This window comes from Blastococcus sp. SYSU DS0533, assembly GCF_054050775.1.
The window spans coordinates 1-16,251 of the sequence record NZ_JBJGZZ010000002.1 but is presented as its reverse complement, the minus strand read 5'-3'; the positions used below and the strand labels follow the sequence as shown (position 1 = coordinate 16,251).

Here is a 16,251-nt window from a genome sequence, read left to right as displayed (position 1 = left end):
ATCGTGGCTCCTCCTACCCTCCGCCGGGACGCGGCGTTCTGGACCTCCGCGGGCCTCCTCCTGCTCGTGCTGGCCGCCTCGGGCGTCCCCACGCCGCTGTACCGCGTGTACCAGGAGGAGTTCGGCTTCGGGGCGGGGGTGCTGACGACCGTCTTCGGCATCTACGCGCTGGCGCTGCTCGCCGCGCTCCTGGTCGTCGGGGGTCTCTCCGACCACGTCGGCCGGCGGCCGGTGCTGGCCGGCGGGCTGCTGCTGCAGGCCGCCTCCATGGTCGTGTTCGTCGCCGCCGACGGCGTCGGCTGGCTGCTGGCCGCCCGGGTGCTGCAGGGGCTGTCGATGGGTGCGCTGACCGGCACCCTCGGCGCCGCGCTGCTGGACAGCCAGCGCCCGGCCCGCCCGCTCGGGGCCCTGCTCAACAGCGCCGCGCCGGGCCTCGGCCTGTCGGTGGGCGCGGTCGGTGCCGGCCTCGTCGTCGAACTCGTCGCCTCCCCGGCCCGCTGGGTGTTCGGCGTCCTCGCCGTCGTCCTGCTGCTGGCCACCGCGCTCGTCCGGGTCCTGCCCGAGACCTCGCCGCGCTCCCCAGGCGCGCTGCGCTCGCTGCGGCCCACGGTCCGGGTGCCCCGGTCGCAGCGGCCGGCGTTCCTCGCCGTGCTGCCGGTCATGGTGGCCGCCTGGGCGCTGGGCGGCCTCTACCTGTCGCTGGGCCCCTCCCTCGTCGCCGGCGTGTTCGGCATCGAGGACCACCTGGTCGGCAGCCTCATGGTGCTGGCCATGCACGGCTCCGGCGGCGTCGCCGCGATCCTGGGCCGCGACCTCGCCGCGGAGCGCGCCATGGTCGGCGGCGCCACCCTCTTCGCCGGAGGGGTCACCGGCACGATCGCCGCCCTCGTCACCGGCCAGGTCGCCGTCCTCTTCGTCTCCGCGGTCGTCTCGGGCCTCGGCTTCGGCCTGTCGTTCCTCGGCTCCGTCGCGACCGCGAGCGCCGGCGTCGACCCCGCCGAGCGCGCCGGGCTGCTCTCCAGCATCTTCGTGGTCGGCTACCTGAGCTTCAGCGTGCCGGCAGTGGTCGCCGGGTCGGTCACCGGCACGTTCGGCCTGGAGACGGTCACCGAGGTCTACGCGGCCGTGCTCGTCGTCCTCGCGCTGACCGCGATCGCCGGGGTGCGGCTGCGCCGCCGCCGCGCCGGGGCGACGGCCGGCGCGGCAGCGGACCGGCTGCCGGCCTGACGATCAGCGGCCGGGGTAGGGCCGGGCCCTCAGCGCCCGGGCCAGGTGCGCGGCGTTCTCCGCCAGGGTCGCGGTCGTGGCGGCCACCGCCTCGGGCGTCTCCTCCAGGTCCAGGTAGTCGGTGCCGCCCATGGCCTGGTCGTTCCAGTAGGTCGAGCCCTGCGCGGGGATCGTGAAGCCGATGTCGTCCAGCCCCTGGAACAGGTCGGCGACGATCGCGTGGGCACCGTCCTCGTTGCCGACGACGGAGACGACAGCCACCTTGCCGGTCACCTTCGGCCGGCCCGAGTCGTCTGTCTCGGACAGCTCGCCGTCGAGCCGCTCGAGCACCCGCTGGGCGACGCTGCTCATGTGCCCCACCCAGGTCGGCGTGGAGACGACGAGGATGTCGGCGGCCATCATCCGGTCGCGGATCGCGGGCCACTGGTCACCCTCGCCCATGTCCACCTCCACGCCGGGCTTCACGTCGTGGTCGACGACCCGGACGACGTCGCCGGTGACGCCGTGCTTCTCCAGCTCGCCGAGGATCTGACGGGCGATCAGGTCGCTGCTCGACGGGGCGGGCGAGGGCTTCAGGCTGCAGACGAGGGCCAGGGCACGGAGAGGCGCGGTCTCGGTCATGTGCCTGCACTGCCCCGCTGACTGCGTCGGCACACGACGGTCAGATGGCGTGCAACCGGGTCCATTCCCGCGCCTCGTCCACCGTCGCCACCACCGGCACGCCGGCCGGCAGCGGTGGCCGGCGCACCAGCACCACCGGGAGGCCCAGCTCCCGGGCCGCGGTGAGCTTCGCCGCCGTCATCGAGCCGCCGCTGTCCTTCGTGACGACGACGTCGACGGCGTGCTCGCGCATGAGGGCGAGCTCGTCGTCGAGGCTGAACGGCCCGCGCGCGAGGACCACCGTGCAGTGCCGGGGCAGCGGCGGCGACGGGGGGTCCACCGACCGCACCAGGCAGTGCCCCGGCACGTCGGCGAACGCGGCGAGCCCCTGCCGCCCCGTCGTGAGGAAGACCGAGCCGTACCCGGTCACCGCCGCCGCCGCTCGTTGCAGTGACCCGACCCAGCGCCAGTCGTCGCCCGGGCCCGCGCTCCAGCCCGGTCGTTGCAGTCGCAGCAACGGGATGCCGGTGGTCGAGGCCGCGACTGCCGCCGCGGCGGTCATGCCGGCCGCGAAGGGGTGGGTGGCGTCCACGACGGCCACCGCCTGCGCCTCCCTCAGCCAGTCCGCCAGCCCCTCCGCGCCGCCGAACCCACCGATCCGCACCGCCCCCGGCGGCAGCGCCGGTTCGACGACCCGCCCGGCCAGCGAGCTGACGACGTCGACCCCGTCGGCCACCAGCGCCTCCGCCAGCCGCCGCGCCTCGCCCGTTCCGCCGAGCACCAGCACCCGGCCGGTCACCGGAGGCCGCCGTGCATGCTGGTCGGGTGGCGACGACGACCGGCACCGGCCTCCGCTCGGGCTGGACCACCGGCGCGTGCGCGACGGCCGCCGCGACCGCCGCCTACACCGCGCTGCTCACCGGCGAGTTCCCCGACCCGGTGACGATCCACCTGCCCAAGGACCGGCACCCGGCGTTCGCGCTCGCCACCGAACGCCTCGAGGACGGCGCCGCGACCGCAGGCGTGGTCAAGGACGCCGGCGACGACCCGGACGTCACCCACGGGGCGCTCGTCTCGGTCCGGGTGGCCCACGGCACGCCGGGCAGCGGCGTCACCTTCCGGGCCGGCGAGGGCGTGGGCACGGTAACCAAACCGGGGCTGCCGCTGGCGGTCGGCGAGCCGGCGATCAACCCGATGCCCCGGCAGTTCATCCGCGAGCACGTGGCCGCGGTCGCCGCGCGGCACGGGGGCAGCGGCGACGTCGTCGTCGAGGTGTCGGTGGAGCGCGGCGCGGAGCTGGCCCGGCGCACCTGGAACCCGCGGCTGGGCATCCTGGGCGGGCTGTCCATCCTCGGCACCACCGGCGTCGTCGTGCCCTACTCGTGCTCGGCGTGGATCGACTCGATCCGCCGCGGCATCGACGTCGCCCGCGCCGCCGGGCACACCCACGTCGCCGCCTGCACCGGCAGCACCAGCGAGCGCGTCGTCGTGGAGCGGTACGGCCTGCCCGAGGACGCGCTGCTGGACATGGGTGACTTCGCCGGCGCCGTCCTCAAGTACCTGGGCCGCCACCCCGTCCCGCGGCTGACGATCGCCGGCGGCATCGGCAAGCTCGCCAAGCTCGCCGACGGGCACCTGGACCTGCACTCCGGCCGCTCGCAGGTCTCCTTCGCGTCGCTCGCCGCCCGCGTCCGCGAGGCGGGCGGGGCACCGGCCCTGGTCGACGGGGTGCGGAGCGCCAACACGGCGCTGGACGCGCTCCAGCAGTGCCGGGCCGCCGGCCTGCCGCTGGGCGACCTCGTGGCCGGCGCCGCGCGGGGGACGGCGCTCGGCGTGCTGCGCGGTGCCCCGGTCGAGGTGGACGTGCTCGTCATCGACCGCGGCGGCACGGTCGTCGGCACCGCCTAGCCGCGGCACCGCGTCGTCGAGTAGAGGTGGCTGTCGGGGAACTCCCCGGCGGTCAGCACCGAGCCCACGACCACCACCGCCGTGCGCCGCACCCCGGCGGCCTCGACCTGCCCGGCGATGTCGGCGAGCGTGCCGCGCAGCACCAGCTCGTCGTCGCGGCTGGCGCGGGCGACGACCGCGACCGGGCAGTCCGCGCCGTAGGAGGGCACCAGCTCGGGCACCAGCTCGGCGATCCGCTGGACCGCGAGGTGCAGCACCAGCGTGGCGCGGGAGGCGCCGAGGGTCGCCAGGTCCTCCCCCGGCGGCATCGGCGTCGACCGGGCCGAGGTGCGGGTCAGGATGACGGTCTGGCCGACACCGGGGACGGTCAGCTCCCGCTTGAGCGAGGCGGCCGCGGCGGCGAAGGCCGGCACGCCAGGGACGACGTCGTACGGGACCCCCGCGGCGTCCAGCCGGCGCATCTGCTCCGCCATCGCGCTGTACACCGACGGGTCGCCGGAGTGCAGCCGGGCGACGTCGAGCCCGGCCTCGTGCGCGCCGACCAGCTCCGCGGTGATCTGGTCGAGGTCGAGGTCCGCGGTGTCCACCAGCCGTGCCCCTGGCGGGGCGGTGTCCAGCAGCTCCCGCGGCACCAGCGCACCGGCGTAGAGGCACACCTGGGCCGACGCGATGATCCGCGCCGCCCGCACGGTGACCAGGTCCGCGGCGCCCGGGCCGGCGCCGATGAAGTGCACCGTCATGCCTTGACCCCCGACCAGATCGTCACGGGCATCGCCGCCTTCCAGCCGGTGAAGCCGCCCACGGGGGCGGCGGTGGCGACGCCGAGCCGCACCAGCTCGCCGCCGTGCCGGGCGTACCGCGCGGCCAGCGCCGCCTCGCTCTCCAGCGTGACGGCGTTGACCACCAGCCGACCGCCGGGACGCAGCGCTTCCCAGCAGGCGTCGAGCAATCCCGGCACGGTCGCGCCGCCGCCGACGAACACAGCGTCCGGTGCGGGCAGCGCGGCCAGAGCCCCGGGCGCGGCGCCGGGGACCACCTCGAGCCCGGGGACGCCGAGCCGCCTCGCGTTGCGCCCGATCCGCGTCGCCCGCGCGGGGTCGCGCTCCACGGCCACCGCCCGGCAGGAGGGGTGGGTACGCATCCACTCGATGCCGATCGAGCCGGCGCCGGCGCCGACGTCCCAGAGCAGCTGCCCCGGCAGCGGGGCGAGCCGGGCGAGGGTGACCGCGCGGACGTCACGCTTGGTCAGCTGGCCGTCGTGCTCGTAGGCGTCGTCGGGCAGCCCGGGAAGGGCCGGCAGCGTGACCGTGCCGGGGTCGGCGGCCACCTCGACGGCGGTGAGCACGAGCGGGTCGGTCTCCGGGTGCGGCCAGCCCGCCGCGGTGCCGGTGACGGCGTGCTCGCCGGGGCCGCCGAGCTGCGCCAGCGCGGTCAGCCGGCTGGCGCCCAGCCCGCGCTCGGCCAGCAGGGCCGCGACCGCCGCCGGGGTCGAGCCGTCGGAGCCGAGCACCAGCAGCCGCCGTCCGGGGGTGGCGTGCGGCACGACGAGCTCGACGGGGCGGCCCACCACGGAGACCACCTGCGCCTCCTCCACGGCCCAGCCCAGCCGCGCGCAGGCCAGCGTGACCGACGACGGGTGCGGCACCACCTCGACCGCCCGCGGGCCCAGCGCCCGCAGGAGCGAGGTGCCGATGCCGGAGAGCATGGGGTCACCGCTGGCCAGCACGACGACCCGCCGTCCGGGGTGCTCCCGCGGGAGCCCGGGCAGCACCGGCCCCAGCGGAGAGGGCCAGGGCACCCGCTCGGCGCCCACCTCGGGCGGGACCAAGGCGAGCTGGCGGGCGCTGCCGCGCAGCACCTCGGCGGCCTCGACGGCCCGGCGGGCGCGCAGGGAGAGCCCGTCCCAGCCGTCGGCGCCGACGCCGACCACCACGATCGGGAGGCGGCCGTCGGCGGGCGCGGGAGCGGGCACGTCCGCCGATCCTAGGGCGGCGTGAGCGGACCCCCGTCCGGCCGGCCGGGCTCGAAGCCGGCCAGCAGCTCCTCGAGGGCCCGCTGGTCCGGACCGACGAACGGGTCGGCGTCCGGTGCCAGCCGCAGGGTGTCGAGCAGGCCATCGGCCCCACCGACGACCGGCGGCAGGTGCGAGCTGAGGACCGCGGAGGCGTCGAGGTCGCGCACGGCGGCCAGCGAGCGGTCGAAGGCGCCGCGGTCCACCGAGTGCACCCACGGGCTGTCGACGGCCGCCCACAGCAGCTGCCCGGCCCGCAGGTCGCCGGGCGGCACGGCCCGGACGTCGTCGCAGCCGGCCAGCGCGGCCGTCGCGACGGGGCCGCCGAAGCAGTCGGAGCTGAAGACCACGCCGGTCGCGGTGTCCTGGAAGCCCGTCGTCGCCGGGCTGTCGTACAGCGGTGGCCGGATCGCGCGCAGCTCCCGGTCGCCCACCGGGAGGAGCTGGCCCGGGTTGAGCAGGTGCACGCGGTCGAGCGGGATCCGGTGCTCCAGCCCGAGGATGCCCAGGCCGAGGAAGGTCGTCACCAGTTGCGCCCGGGGCGCGGCGGCCAGCAGGTCGAGCAGGCCACCGGTGTGGTCGCGGTCGGGATGGGTCAGCCAGATCCAGCGGACGTCGGACGGGTCGAGCACAGAGCCGAGGTCCTCGACGAACCGGCGGTCGGCCAGCGAGACGCCGGTGTCCACGACCACGGGCTCCTGCGCGGCCAGGACGAAGGCGTGCACCGGCAGCCAGCCGATGCCCGGCACCTCCTGCGGGTCGGAGAGCACGGTGACGCCGGGCAGCGGGCTGAAAGCGTCCATGACGGGCACCGGCCCGCGCTCAGAAGGGGACCTGCTGGGCCAGCAGGCCGGAACCGCTGCCCCGGCCCGACAGCACCCGGCAGAACTCGACGGCGTCCAGCTCCAGCTCCTCGCCGCCGGTGCCCGACGACCATTCGCCACCGGCCGGCCCGGTGAGGCGCAGCCGGTGGGGCCGGCCGTGCCGGGCGGCCCACTCGCCGACGACGTCGGCCACCAGGACGCCGTCGTGCGTCGGCGTGAGCTCCAGCTCGTGGCCGGTGGCGCGGGTCAGGTCGACGCGGTGCATCCACACGTCCCGGGTCAGGACCACGTCGAGGAGGAAGTCCATCCGCCACCACTCGGTGGCCTCCCCGACGACCTGCTTCTCGGGCAGGCGGAACCGGCCGGCGATCCGGGACAGCCGCCGCCGGCCCCGCAGCGCCCGGGGGATCGTGCCGGCCAGCCCGGCGACCAGCGCGGCGCCGTCCAGGTGCGACCGCTCGCGCACCTGGACGGCGGTCAGCGCGTCGATCCCGCCCCCCTCCTTGCCGGCCGCCCGCTGCTGGCGGACCAGTTCCCGCAGCGAGGCGGCCATCTGGGCGGTACCGAGCAGGTGCGCGGTCAGGGTGCGCACGGTCCACCCGGTGCAGTCGGTGGGGCGCTCCCAGTCGTCCGGGCCGAGGTCGCGCAGGACGCCGAGGACGCGGTCGTACTCGGTGGCGGCGAGCCGGTACGCGGTGTCCTCGTCCAGCGCAGCGGCCCGGGGGCGGGGAGGAGCGGGGGCAGGGGCGGAGGTGGTCACAGTGGTTCTCCTTCCGGTTGCGCGGGCGGGTGGGGCGTGCGGTGGTGCGACAGCCACATGGCCAGGAGGTCGGGCAGGACGGCGGTGAAGGTGCCGGTCTCGAAGGGCTCGTCAGGTGCGTTGGACAGCTGCTGGGAGATGACCCCGCTGACGAGCGCCGTGTAGGCCCGGTAGGCGCGGTCGACGTCGACGTCCGGGGGCAGCAGGCCGGTGTCGCGGAGGCGGCCGATGCGCTGGCGGCTCTGCGCGTCGAGCTCGACAGCCGGTGCGTACGCCCGCTCCGACGGCACGTAGCCGGGGACCGGGCGCCAGAACATGAGCGCCGAGTAGGCCGGGTGCTCCACCGCCCACCGGACGAAGACCGCGGTGCCGGCGGACAGGGTGGCCAGCGGGTCGCTGCCCGGCCCGATCGCGCCGGAGGCCCGGAGCGCGTCCTGGAGTGCGCGCCAGCCGCGCTCGAAGAGGGCGTCGTAGAGAGCGTGCTTGCCGTCGAAGTACCCGTAGAGGGACGGCGGGCGGATGCCCATGCGGCGGGCGACCTCGCCGAGGGTCAGCCCGGCGACGCCCTGCTCGGTCATGACCTCGACCGCGACGTCGAGCACCTGCTCGATCGTCTCCTGGCGCCGCCGTCGCCGGCGGTCCATCGGTACGGCACCGACCATGCGGGAAGTGTTCTCCTAACGGCGTTAGGACGTCAACGGGGTCTTAGGTCCCGACTCCGGGCGCCGAGGGGGGCTGTCGGCGGCCGGGCGGCGCGTGGTCTGATTGCCGCGCCACACGCGACGGCAGTGGAGGAAGCCCGGTGAGATCCCGGCGCGGTCCCGCCACTGTGACCGGGGAGTCCGTCCCCAGCGGAGGTCACTGCCCCTCACGGGGCGGGAAGGCCGGGGACGGACGTCGATCCGGGAGCCAGGAGACTCCAGCCGTCGTCCCTGCCACCTCCGGGCGTGGACACCCGGGGAGAGGACGCGTCCCGTGCGCGGGTACCCCGCATGAGCTTCCCCTTCACCGCCGTCGTCGGCATGGACGACCTGCGGCTGGCCCTCCTGCTGAACGCCGTCTCCCCGGCCGTGGGTGGCGTCCTGGTCCGGGGTGAGAAGGGCACCGCCAAGTCGACCAGCGTCCGGGCGCTGGCCGCCGTCCTGCCGCCGGTCGACGTCGTCGCCGGCTGCCGGTTCGGCTGCGACCCGGCCGCCCCCGACCCGGCCTGCCCCGACGGCCCGCACGAGCCCGGCGCCGCCGCCCGCACCCGCGCGGCCCGGCTGGTCGAGCTGCCGGTGGGCGCCTCCGAGGACCGGCTGGTCGGCTCGCTGGACCTGGAGCGTGCGCTGACCGAGGGCGTGAAGGCCTACGAGCCCGGGCTGCTCGCGGCGGCGCACCGCGGTGTCCTCTACGTCGACGAGGTCAACCTGCTGCACGACCACCTGGTCGACCTGCTGCTCGACGCCGCCGCCCTGGGTACCGCGTACGTCGAGCGCGAAGGCGTCTCCGTGCGGCATGCGGCCCGGTTCCTGCTGGTCGGCACGATGAACCCCGAGGAGGGCGAGCTCCGCCCCCAGCTCCTGGACCGGTTCGGGCTCACGGTCGAGGTCGCCGCCCCCCGCGATCCCGCGGTGCGCGCCGAGGTCGTGCGCCGCCGGTTCGCCTCCGACGCCGACCCCGCCGGCTTCGCCGCGCGGTGGGCCGACGAGGAGACCGCGCTGGCCGGGCGCATCGCCGACGCCCGCGCCCGCCTGCCGCGCGTCGCCCTCTCCGACGCCGCGCTGCGCCAGGTCACCGCCGTCTGCGCCGCCTTCGACGTCGACGGGCTGCGCGCCGATCTCGTCACCGCCCGCGCCGCCATCGCGCACGCCGCCTGGTGCGGCCGCGAGGAGGTCACCGAGGACGACGTCCGCGTCGCCGCCCGGCTGGCGCTCCCCCACCGGCGCCGGCGCAACCCGTTCGACGCCCCGGGGCTGGACGACGAGACGCTCGACCAGGCGCTCGCCGACTCCCGTCCCGACGACGACCCCGAGCCCCCGGACGACGGCGGGCCGGAGGGCGGCCCCGATGACGGCGGCCCCGACGACGGCGGCCCGGACGGCGGCGGCCCGGACGGCGGCGGCGGCGACCCAGGCATAGGAAGCAATACCTACGGATCCGACGCCCAGACGCAGGAAAAGGATCCTGCGCCTGACGGCGGCGGGATCGCGGGCGAGCCCTCGACCGCCCCCCGCGGGGAGGGTGGGGGGCACGCCGACGCCGCCGCCGCTCCCGAAAAGGCCGCGGTCGCCCCGGCCGACCCCTTCCGCACCCGGCGGCTGGAGGTGCCGGGCATCGGCGCCGGCGCAGCCGGCCGGCGGTCGCGGGCCCGGGCCGAGCGCGGCCGCGTCGTGGGTTCGACCCGCCCCGAGGGCACCGTCACGAAGCTGCACCTGGCCGGCACCGTGCTCGCCGCCGCCCCGCACCAGCGCGTCCGCGGCCGCAGCGGGCCGGGCCTGCTGGTCCAGCGCCACGACCTGCGCCAGGCCGTGCTCGAGGGCCGGGAGGGCAACCTCGTCCTGTTCGTCGTCGACGCCAGCGGCTCGATGGGCGCCCGGTCGCGGATGGCCGCGGTCAAGGGCGCCGTCCTCTCGCTGCTGCTGGACGCCTATCAGCGCCGCGACAAGGTCGGCCTGATCACCTTCCGCGGGGACGCCGCCGAGCTCGCGCTCCCCCCGACCTGGTCGGTCGAGGCCGCCGCCGCCCGGCTCACCGCGCTGCCCACCGGGGGGCGCACCCCGCTGGCCGCCGGGCTGCTGGAGGCGCACCGCACGCTGGCGCTGGAGCGGGTCCGCGACCCGCGGCGTCGCCCGCTGCTGGTCGTCGTCACCGACGGACGGGCCACCGGCGCGCGCGGCGGTGACCACCTGGGTGAGGCGCGCCGGGCCGCCGGCCTGCTCGCCGCCGGGGACGTCGCGGGCGTGGTCGTGGACTGCGAGTCCGGGCCGGTGCGGCTGGGCCTGGCCGCGTCGCTGGGCGCGGCGCTCGGCGCCCGGACGATGCGCCTGGAGGAACTGGGCGCCGAGGCGCTGGCCGCCACGGTCCGCGACGCCCGGAAGGCGGCCTGATGAGCGGGCTCGCGAGCTCATCCACCGGCGGAGTGCCCGGTCGGAGCTGGCCGACGAGCGCCGGCGGGGAGGACTGATGCCGCAGGGGCAGGTCCCCGTCGTCCCCGCCGACGGGCTGACCACCAGGCAGCGCCGCAACCGGCCCGTGCTGGCGGTGCACACCGGCGAGATGAAGGGAAAATCTACCGCCGCCTTCGGGATGGCGATGCGGGCGTGGAACCAGGGCTGGTCGATCGCGGTCTACCAGTTCGTCAAGAGCGCCAAGTGGAAGGTCGGCGAGGAGACCGCGCTCACCGCGCTCGGCGAGCTGCACGCCGCCACCGGCCAGGGCGGCCCGGTGGTCTGGCACAAGATGGGCTCGGGCTGGAGCTGGTCGCGCCGGCAGGGCACCGAGGTCGACCACGCCGCCGACGCCGCCGAGGGCTGGGCGCAGATCAAGCGCGACCTCGCCGCCGAGGCGCACCGCTTCTACGTGCTCGACGAGTTCACCTACCCCGTGAAGTGGGGGTGGGTGGACATCGACGACGTCGTCGCGGCGCTGACGGGGCGCCCCGGCAACCAGCACGTCGTCATCACCGGGCGCGACGCCCACCCGGCGCTGGTCGAGGCCGCCGACCTGGTCGTCGAGATGACCAAGGTCAAGCACCCGATGGACGCCGGCCAGAAGGGGCAGCGGGGGATCGAGTGGTGACCCGCCTCCCGCGCGTCGTCGTCGCCGCGCCGTCGTCGAACGCCGGCAAGACCTCGGTCACCACCGGCCTGGTCGCCGCGCTGACCGCCCGCGGGCTGACCGTCAGCCCGCACAAGGTCGGCCCCGACTACATCGACCCGGGTTACCACGGGCTCGCCGCCGGCCGGCCGGGCCGCAACCTGGACCCGTGGCTGGTCGGCGAGGAGCGGATCGCCCCGCTGCTGCTGCACGGCGCCCGCGGTGCCGACGTCGCGGTGGTCGAGGGCGTCATGGGCCTGTTCGACGGCGCCACCCACCCGGGCGTCGAGCCCGGGTTCGCCTCGACCGCGCACGTCGCCGGGCTGCTCCGGGCCCCGGTGGTCCTCGTGGTCGACGCCTCGTCGCAGGCCCGGAGCGTCGCCGCGCTGGTGCACGGATTCGCCACCTTCGACCCGGCGGTGCGCCTGGGCGGGGTGGTGCTCAACCGCGTCGGCAGCGACCGGCACGAGGCGATCCTGCGCGAGGCGCTCGGTGCCGCCGGCGTCCCGGTGCTCGGCGCCATCCGCCGGCTCGAGACGCTGCACACGCCCTCCCGCCACCTCGGCCTCGTGCCGGCCGCGGAGCGCTCCGCCGAGGCGGTGGCCACGGTGCGCCGGCTCGGCGAGGTGGTCGCCGACGGCATCGACCTGGACGCCGTCCTGCGGCTGGCCCGCACCGCCCCCGACCTGGCGCCCCGGCCCTGGGACCCGGCGGCGGAGGTGGTGCCGACCGGCAGCCGTCCGCGGATCGCCGTCGCCGGGGGCCCGGCCTTCACCTTCGGCTACGCGGAGAACGCCGAGCTGCTCGCCGCCGCCGGCGCCGAGGTGGTGACCGTCGACCCGCTGCGCGACGAAGCGCTGCCCGAGGGCACCGACGGGCTCGTCGTGGGCGGCGGCTTCCCGGAGGTCTACGCCGCGGAGCTGTCGGCCAACGAGCCGCTGCGGGCCGACGTCGCCGCGCTCGCCGCCCGCGGGGCACCGGTCGCGGCCGAGTGCGCGGGGCTGCTCTACCTGGCCCGGGAGCTCGACGGCGTGCCGATGTGCGGCGTGCTCGACGTGGCGACCGCGATGGCGCCCCGGCTGACCCTCGGCTACCGGGCCGCCGTCGCGGTGACCGGCTCGGTGCTCGCGCCGGCCGGCACCCGGGTGCGCGGCCACGAGTTCCACCGCACGCACGTCGATCCCCCCGCCGGCCCGGCCCCGGCCTGGCAGTGGACCGCCACCGCTCCCGAGGGGTTCGTGCAGGGCGGGGTCCACGCCTCCTACCTGCACCTCAACTGGGCCGGCAGCCCCGACCTGGCCCAGCGCTTCGTCACCGCCTGCACGCCCGCCGTCCGAACGGAGCCCGCCCGTGCACATCGCTGAGGGATTCCTGCCCGCCGGGCACGCCCTGGGCTGGACGCTCGCCGCCGCGCCGCTCGTCGCGCACGGCGCCCGCGCCGTGGTCAAGGAGGTGCGGGAGAACCCGGAGTCCACGCTGCTGCTCGGCGCCGCCGGCGCGTTCACCTTCGTGCTGAGCGCGATCAAGCTGCCCAGCATCACCGGCAGCTCCAGCCACCCGACCGGCACCGGGCCGGGCGCGATCCTGTTCCGGCCACCGGTGATGGCGCTGCTCGGCACGGTGGTGCTGCTCTTCCAGGCGCTGCTGCTCGCGCACGGTGGGCTGACGACGCTCGGGGCCAACGCGTTCGCGTTCGCCGTCGTGGGGCCGTGGGTCGGGTACGGCGCCTACCGGCTGACCCGCGCGGCGGGCGCCGGGCTGCTTCCGGCGGTCTTCACCGGCGTCGCCCTGGCCGACCTGGCCACCTACGTCACCACCTCGCTGCAGCTCGCGCTCGCCTTCCCCGACACGAGCAGCGGGCTCGCCGGGGCGCTGGCCAAGTTCCTCGGCGTCTTCGCGGTCACCCAGATCCCGCTGGCCATCGGCGAGGGGCTGCTGGGCGTCCTGCTGTTCCGCGTCCTCACCGTCAACGCCCGCCCCGAGCTCGAGCGGCTCGGCGTGCTCGATCCCGCCCGGGTCCCCGCGACCACCGGAGGTGCCGAGTGACCCGCCGCGCGTTCGTCAACGCCCTGCTCGTCGTCGCGGTCATCGCGCTGTTCGCCGTCCCGCTGCTGCTCGACGGCGGCACCTCCGGGTACGGCGGCACCGACGCGGCCGTGACCGAGGAGCTCCAGGCCGACGGCTACACCCCCTGGTTCCAGTCGCTGTTCAGCCCGGCCGGCGAGGTCGAGTCGGGTCTGTTCGCCCTGCAGGCGGCGATCGGTGGCGGCGTGCTCGGCTACGTGCTGGGCCGGCTCCGCGGGCGGCGGGCGGCGGGCGGGACGACGACCGGCGGGCCCGCGACCGCGACGGGCGCCCCGGCGGAGGCCGACCGGCGGTGACGGGGCTGGCGGTCGACGAGGCGGCGTGGGGCAGCGCCTGGCGCGGGCGGTCGCCCGGGGACAAGCTCCTGCTCTGCGCCGGCCTGGTCGGCTGCGCACTGCTCCTGCCGGCCTGGCCGGGCAGCGTGCTGGTGGGGCTCACCGCCGTCGCGCTCGCGCTCGGCCCCGCCCGGGTGCCCGCCCGCACCTTCGGCCGGGCCATCCGCTGGCCACTGGCGTTCATCGCGGTCGGCGCGCTCACCGCCGTGGTGGCGGTCGGCGGCGACGGGATCGGCTGGGCCCCGGACGCGGCCGCGCGGGCGGGTTCCCTCGTGGGCCACGCGGTGGCCGGCAGCGCCGCGGTGCTGCTCCTGGCCACCACCACCCCCATGTCCGACCTGCTGCCCGAGCTGCGCCGGCTGCGGGTGCCCGCGGCGGTCGTCGAGGTGGCGGGCGTGACCTACCGCCTGGTCTTCGTGCTGCTGGAGAGCCTCGGCACCATCCGCGAGGCGCAGGCGGCGCGCATGGGCTGGTCATCCCCCCGCCGCTCCTACCGCTCGGCCGGGGTGCTGGCGGCCGCGGTGCTGACCCGGTCGTGGGACCGGGCGCGGCGCATGCAGGACGGGCTGGCCGGCCGCGGCATGGAGACCGGCCTAGGGGTGCTGCCGGACGCGCTGCCATCCTCCCGGCCGTTCCTGGCGCTCGCGCTGGCCCTGCCGGCCGGCATCACCGCGCTCACGCTGGTGGCCCGGTGAGCCACCGGGCCCTCGCCGCCGCCGGCCTGGTCGCCGGCTACCCGGGCGCGGCACCGGTGCTCGACGGGGCGGCGCTCACCGTCCCACCGGGCCGGAGGCTGGCGCTGCTCGGCGCCAACGGCTCGGGCAAGACCACGTTGCTGCGCTGCCTCTCCGGGGCGCTGAGGCCGGCCGCGGGCGCGGTCACCGTGGACGGGGCGCCGCTCCGGCACACCCGCCGCGGGCTGCGCGAGCACCGGCAGGTGGTGCAGCTGGTGCTCCAGGACCCCGACGACCAGCTGTTCAGCGCCTCCGTCGGTCAGGACGTGTCCTTCGGTCCACTCAATCTGGGCCTCCCCGAGGAAGAGGTGCGCGCCCGCGTCGCCGAAGCGCTCGAGCTGCTCGCCGTCGCCCCGCTCGCCGCCCGCCCGACCCACCAGCTGTCCTACGGGGAGCGCAAGCGGGTAGCCATCGCCGGCGCGGTCGCCATGCGGCCCTGCGTGTTGCTGCTCGACGAGCCGACCGCAGGGCTCGACCCCACCGCGGTCGGCGACACCCTCGCCGCGCTGGCCCGGCTGCAGGAGCACGACTCCACGGTGGTCATGAGCACGCACGACGTCGACCTGGCGCTGCGCTGGGCCGACGAGGTCGCCGTCGTCGTCGACCGCACCGTGGTGCAGGGACCGCCCGACGACGTGCTCGGCGACGGCGACCTGCTCGCCCGCGCGCGCCTGTCCCGCCCCTGGGCGCTGGAGGTCGGGGCCCGGCTGCGGGAACTCGGCCTGCTTCCCGGGGGACCGCTCCCCCGCGACGCCGCCGGGCTGCTGGCCGCCCTGCCCGACCGCCCGGGGGTGCCGACGTGAGGACGGTCGGCGTCGGGCTCGCCTCGGGCGTGAGCGCGGCGGAGGTGCTCGCCGCCGTCGACGCGGTGCTGCCTCCCCCCGCCGGGCCCGTCGCACTCGCCACGCTGGACAGCCGGGTGCGCGAACCGGGCCTGGTGGGCGCCGCCGCCCAGCGCGGCTGGCCGCTCACCGGGCACCCGGCCGAGGTGCTGGCCGCCGTCCGCGTCCCCGCACCGTCCGGCGCCGTCGCCCGCCGGGTCGGCACGCCCTCGGTGGCCGAGGCCGCCGCCCTCCTGGCCGGGGGCGTGCTGGAGGTCGGCAAGACCGTGCGCGGCCGCGTGACGGTCGCCGTCGCCCGGACCCCGGACCCCGCCCACCCGCGACCGATCCACCAGGAGGAACCGTGACCGCCCTCGACGCACCGCACCCCGTCGGGCTGCGGCTGGCCGGGCGCCGGGCGGTCGTCGTCGGCGGCGGGGCCGCCGCGCACCGCGGGGCGGCCGGCCTGCTCGCCGCGGGCGCCGACGTGGTCGTGGTCAGCCCGGCGGTCACCCCGGCCCTGGAGTCGGCGTCCGCGGCCGGGCGGCTCTCCTGGTGCGCGCGCCCCTACGCCGACGGCGACCTCGCCGGGGCCTGGTTCGCCCTCGCCGCGACCGGCGACCCGGACGTCGACGCCGCGGTGCTCGCCGACGCCGAGCGGGAGCGGGTGTTCTGCGCCCGCAGCGACGGCTCACCGGCGGCGAGCGCCCAGTTGCCGGTCACCGGGCGCGCCGACGACCTGGTCGTGGCCGTGCACGGTGACGACCAGCGAGCGGCGGCGGGACTCCGCGACGGCGTCCTCGCCGGGTTGGCCGACGGCACCCTGGCGGTGCACCGGCGGGAGCACGGGACGGGCGGCGGCGTGGTGCTGGTGGGCGGCGGGCCCGGCGACCCCGGGCTGATCACCGTCCGCGGCCGCCAGGCCCTGGCCACCGCCGACGTCGTCGTCGCCGACCACCTCGGCCCCCAGCCCCTGCTGGCCGCCCTGCCCCCCGAGGTCCAGATCATCGACGCCGCCAAGCTCCCCCGCGGCCGCGCCATGGCCCAGGAGACCATCAACGAACTCCTCATCACCCACGCCCGCGCCGGCCGCCGCGTCGTCCGCCTCAAGGGCGGGGACCCCTACGTCTTCGGCCGCGGCTACGAAG

Annotated in this window: 18 protein-coding genes and 1 riboswitch; of the genes, 11 read left to right on the top strand and 7 right to left on the bottom strand. The window is 77.1% G+C overall.

Going from position 1 to position 16,251, the window contains the following annotated elements:
- Window positions 1-3: 3 nt before the first annotated feature.
- Window positions 4-1,227, top strand: coding sequence for an MFS transporter (locus ACI79W_RS03185; RefSeq protein ID WP_456560625.1), 1,224 nt, complete (start codon window positions 4-6; stop codon window positions 1,225-1,227).
- Between the two features lie 3 nt (window positions 1,228-1,230).
- Here the strand turns inward: ACI79W_RS03185 and ACI79W_RS03180 are convergent, their stop codons facing one another.
- Window positions 1,231-1,848 (bottom strand): flavodoxin family protein, encoded by a 618-nt coding sequence (locus ACI79W_RS03180; protein WP_456560624.1) that lies wholly within the window; start codon window positions 1,846-1,848, stop codon window positions 1,231-1,233.
- A gap of 40 nt (window positions 1,849-1,888) precedes the next feature.
- A complete protein-coding gene (locus ACI79W_RS03175) occupies window positions 1,889-2,626 on the bottom strand; it encodes a cobalt-precorrin-6A reductase (RefSeq protein WP_456560623.1) in 738 nt (245 codons plus the stop codon).
- 26 nt (window positions 2,627-2,652) lie between these two features.
- On the opposite strand from ACI79W_RS03175, the gene ACI79W_RS03170 reads away from it, so the two are divergent.
- On the top strand, window positions 2,653-3,735 hold the full coding sequence (locus tag ACI79W_RS03170; protein ID WP_456560622.1) for a cobalt-precorrin-5B (C(1))-methyltransferase: 1,083 nt from the start codon (window positions 2,653-2,655) through the stop codon (window positions 3,733-3,735).
- On the opposite strand, the gene cobM is transcribed toward ACI79W_RS03170, so the two are convergent.
- The 5 genes from cobM to ACI79W_RS03145 are packed head-to-tail and all read right to left on the bottom strand — an operon-like array spanning window position 3,732 to window position 7,992.
- Window positions 3,732-4,475 carry a precorrin-4 C(11)-methyltransferase gene (cobM, locus tag ACI79W_RS03165; protein ID WP_456560621.1) on the bottom strand — a complete coding sequence of 248 codons (744 nt, stop codon included), beginning with the start codon at window positions 4,473-4,475 and terminating at the stop codon, window positions 3,732-3,734. The two genes, ACI79W_RS03170 and cobM, sit on opposite strands and share 4 nt — an antisense overlap.
- A complete protein-coding gene (gene cbiE, locus ACI79W_RS03160) occupies window positions 4,472-5,707 on the bottom strand; it encodes a precorrin-6y C5,15-methyltransferase (decarboxylating) subunit CbiE (RefSeq protein WP_456560620.1) in 1,236 nt (411 codons plus the stop codon). Before cbiE ends, cobM begins: the two co-directional genes overlap by 4 nt.
- Window positions 5,708-5,718: 11 nt before the next feature.
- Window positions 5,719-6,549, bottom strand: a complete 831-nt coding sequence (locus ACI79W_RS03155) for an MBL fold metallo-hydrolase (RefSeq protein WP_456560619.1) — start codon at window positions 6,547-6,549, stop codon at window positions 5,719-5,721.
- A gap of 19 nt (window positions 6,550-6,568) precedes the next feature.
- The gene (locus ACI79W_RS03150; protein WP_456560618.1) at window positions 6,569-7,330 is read right to left on the bottom strand and encodes a maleylpyruvate isomerase family mycothiol-dependent enzyme; all 762 of its coding nucleotides are present in this window, start codon (window positions 7,328-7,330) and stop codon (window positions 6,569-6,571) included.
- On the bottom strand, window positions 7,327-7,992 hold the full coding sequence (locus ACI79W_RS03145) for a TetR/AcrR family transcriptional regulator (protein ID WP_456560617.1): 666 nt from the start codon (window positions 7,990-7,992) through the stop codon (window positions 7,327-7,329). The genes ACI79W_RS03150 and ACI79W_RS03145 overlap by 4 nt, the downstream gene beginning before the upstream one ends.
- A 130-nt stretch (window positions 7,993-8,122) precedes the next feature.
- Window positions 8,123-8,249: riboswitch (cobalamin riboswitch) on the top strand.
- Between the two features lie 73 nt (window positions 8,250-8,322).
- Here ACI79W_RS03145 and ACI79W_RS03140 point away from each other — a divergent pair.
- From ACI79W_RS03140 to ACI79W_RS03100, 9 genes are all read left to right on the top strand, one after another.
- The gene (locus ACI79W_RS03140; protein ID WP_456560616.1) at window positions 8,323-10,419 is read left to right on the top strand and encodes a putative cobaltochelatase; all 2,097 of its coding nucleotides are present in this window, start codon (window positions 8,323-8,325) and stop codon (window positions 10,417-10,419) included.
- Between the two features lie 76 nt (window positions 10,420-10,495).
- On the top strand, window positions 10,496-11,110 hold the full coding sequence (cobO, locus tag ACI79W_RS03135) for a cob(I)yrinic acid a,c-diamide adenosyltransferase (RefSeq protein ID WP_456560615.1): 615 nt from the start codon (window positions 10,496-10,498) through the stop codon (window positions 11,108-11,110).
- Entirely contained in the window at window positions 11,107-12,492 is a 1,386-nt protein-coding gene (locus ACI79W_RS03130) for a cobyrinate a,c-diamide synthase (RefSeq protein WP_456560614.1), read from the top strand. The genes cobO and ACI79W_RS03130 overlap by 4 nt, the downstream gene beginning before the upstream one ends.
- Window positions 12,479-13,174: an energy-coupling factor ABC transporter permease gene (locus ACI79W_RS03125; RefSeq protein ID WP_456560613.1), complete on the top strand. Its 696-nt coding sequence runs from the start codon at window positions 12,479-12,481 to the stop codon at window positions 13,172-13,174. Before ACI79W_RS03130 ends, ACI79W_RS03125 begins: the two co-directional genes overlap by 14 nt.
- On the top strand, window positions 13,171-13,509 hold the full coding sequence (locus ACI79W_RS03120) for an energy-coupling factor ABC transporter substrate-binding protein (RefSeq protein WP_456560612.1): 339 nt from the start codon (window positions 13,171-13,173) through the stop codon (window positions 13,507-13,509). The genes ACI79W_RS03125 and ACI79W_RS03120 overlap by 4 nt, the downstream gene beginning before the upstream one ends.
- Window positions 13,506-14,243 carry a cobalt ECF transporter T component CbiQ gene (gene cbiQ / locus ACI79W_RS03115; protein WP_456560611.1) on the top strand — a complete coding sequence of 246 codons (738 nt, stop codon included), beginning with the start codon at window positions 13,506-13,508 and terminating at the stop codon, window positions 14,241-14,243. The genes ACI79W_RS03120 and cbiQ overlap by 4 nt, the downstream gene beginning before the upstream one ends.
- Window positions 14,240-15,085, top strand: coding sequence for an energy-coupling factor ABC transporter ATP-binding protein (locus tag ACI79W_RS03110; RefSeq protein ID WP_456560610.1), 846 nt, complete (start codon window positions 14,240-14,242; stop codon window positions 15,083-15,085). The genes cbiQ and ACI79W_RS03110 overlap by 4 nt, the downstream gene beginning before the upstream one ends.
- Window positions 15,082-15,471, top strand: a complete 390-nt coding sequence (locus tag ACI79W_RS03105) for a cobalamin biosynthesis protein (protein WP_456560609.1) — start codon at window positions 15,082-15,084, stop codon at window positions 15,469-15,471. The genes ACI79W_RS03110 and ACI79W_RS03105 overlap by 4 nt, the downstream gene beginning before the upstream one ends.
- The coding region (locus ACI79W_RS03100) for an SAM-dependent methyltransferase (protein ID WP_456560608.1) at window positions 15,468-16,251 on the top strand (784 nt) is incomplete at its 3' end. The genes ACI79W_RS03105 and ACI79W_RS03100, both read left to right, overlap by 4 nt.